General features: G+C 60.4%; 1 protein-coding gene. It reads right to left on the bottom strand.

What is annotated here, in order from left to right; genetic code table 11:
- Positions 1-1,879 (bottom strand): tetratricopeptide repeat protein (locus M3436_20890; GenBank protein ID MDQ3566421.1); only part of this gene is annotated, 1,879 nt, incomplete at its 3' end.
- Between the last annotated feature and the right edge of the window lie 264 nt (positions 1,880-2,143).

The raw sequence follows: 2,143 nt of genomic DNA, 5'->3' as shown, positions 1-2,143 counted from the left end.
CGCGTTGATAGAGCGGCTCGGCTTTCCCGTACCGGCCTTGGTGTTTGTAGAGCAACGCCAGGTTGTTGAGGCTTTGGGCCACATCGGGATGCTCAGAGCCGAGGGCCTTCTCGAAGATAGCGAGCGCGCGTTGATAGAGCGGCTCGGCTTTCCCGTACCGGCCTTGGTGTTTGTAGAGCAACGCCAGGTTGTTGAGGCTTGTGGCCACATCGGGATGCTCGGGGCCGAGGGCCTTCTCCCCGATGGCGAGCGCGCGTTGATAGAGCGGCTCGGCCTTTCCGTACTGGCCTTGGGCATAATAGAGCAACGCCAGGTTGTTGAGGCTTTGAGCCACATCGGGATGCTCGGGTCTGAGTGCCTTCTCGCGGATGGCGAGCGCGCGTTGATAGAGCGGCTCGGCTTTGTCGTACCGGCCTTGGGTGCGGTAAAGCTCCGCCAGGTTGTTGAGGCTTTGAGCCACATCGGGATGCTCGGGGCCGAGGGCCTTCTCGCGGATGGCGAGCGAGCGTTGATAGAGCGGCTCGGCTTTCTCGTACCGGCCTTGGGTGCGGTAAAGCTCCGCCAGGTTGTTGAGGTTCGCGGCCACATCGGGATGCTCGGGGCCGAGGGCCTTCTCGCGGATGGCGAGCGCTTTTTCGAGGAAGGGCTGTGCCTCGGCGTATCGTCCGACCTCATAGGCAAGTTTACCCGCCATGTTGAGATACGTTGGATTGTCCTGCTCAAGGTTGGCCGCCTCCTGGTAATAAGCATAGGCTTTCTTGTAGTCGACATGTTCGTAGGCAAGCTGAGCCAATTGGTAAGCCGCTTCCGCGGCTTTTTCGTGGCTGGCAGCGGCTTGCGCTTTGCCCTGCTCAAGCGCCTTGCTGAAGAGCGCTTCGGCGGCGGCCGTGTCGCCGTTGGCTAGCGCTCCCTGTGCTTGTTTTAACTGGTCCTGAGGCAGCTCTCCCTTGAACTTCCCTAGGGCCCGGGTGGCTTCGGCCAGTGTTGCCTTAAAATCAGCCAGCGATGCTTCTGGGTTTTCTCGCTTTGCGGTGGCCGCGGCCAACTCTTTTTCCAAGAGCGCAAGTCTGTCTTTGTCGGCGGCGCTGGTCTTGGTGAGCTCCGCGCGTAGCTCTTGTTCCCGGCGTTTTAGGCGCTCTTCGTGTTCCTTGAGCGTGACCCCGATGTTGATGGTGGTATTGGCCCCGGTGTTGGTGACCGCCACGCCGCCCGGCTCTGCCGTAGTGTTAACGTTTCCGGCGATGCCACCCTCTCCGACCGAGACGCTAGTTGGTGAAGCTGGTTTTGAGTCAGCGGAGAGGTGTACGTATAGTTGCCATCCTCCGGCGGCGAGTGCCGCGATAAACGCGCCGATGAAACCGAGCGTGCGCTGGCGATTCGGATCGCTGATCCAGCGCCACCGGGATGAGGTTGCGGTCGCTTGACGTTCGCCCGCGATTTGTTTTATCAATCTCTCCGTATCGTGCTCGAAGCGCGCGGCGCTGATCTCGATCGCATCGCGTTCCGCCAGTAGGGTGATCTCGGTCGGCAAATCTTTGGCGCCCGGCATGCGGGCGCCTTCGACCAGGGTGGGGATGATGAGCTTTTTCCGGGAGAGCGCTTCGGCGATTTCGGTCCGGACGAAATCACGGGGATTATCGAGTCTGCGCTTGCCCTCGGCGTCTTTCGCTTCGAGCCAGTCATTGCCGATAATGGCGATCAGCGCATCGCACTTTGCGATCTCCTTGCCGATCACGCTCGCGAACGCCGCCCCGGGTCCGATGGTGTCGAGGTCCCGGAAGACATTCTCCGGCCCGAAGCGATCACTCAAGCGGTCGAAGATCCGCCCGGCGATGCCTTCGCTATCCTCGCGGCGGTAGTTGAGAAAGACGCGCGGCATGTGTAGGTTGAATGCGTGGGATTTTATGGAAAGTATACCGAGAAGGGCATGTCCTAAAGATGCAAGACGCCCCACTGTCAACTGTCACCCCGGCGAAAGCCAGGGCCAGGGATTGGCCCTGCTTGGCGCGCCGAGGACGCAGAGCCGGGGTCCAGTGCGGCATAGCAGCTCATCCTGGATGCCGGCTTTCGCCGGCATGACGTTAGGAAAAGCGTACGTTATGCCCGTTGTTGGTATAAATTCGCGACTTCGTTATTATAAAAA

The sequence above is a fragment of the Pseudomonadota bacterium genome (genome assembly GCA_030859565.1).
GTDB lineage: Bacteria > Pseudomonadota > Gammaproteobacteria > JACCXJ01 > JACCXJ01 > USCg-Taylor.
Note: the sequence above shows the minus strand (reverse complement) of the source record. Positions and strands in the feature narration are given on the sequence as shown.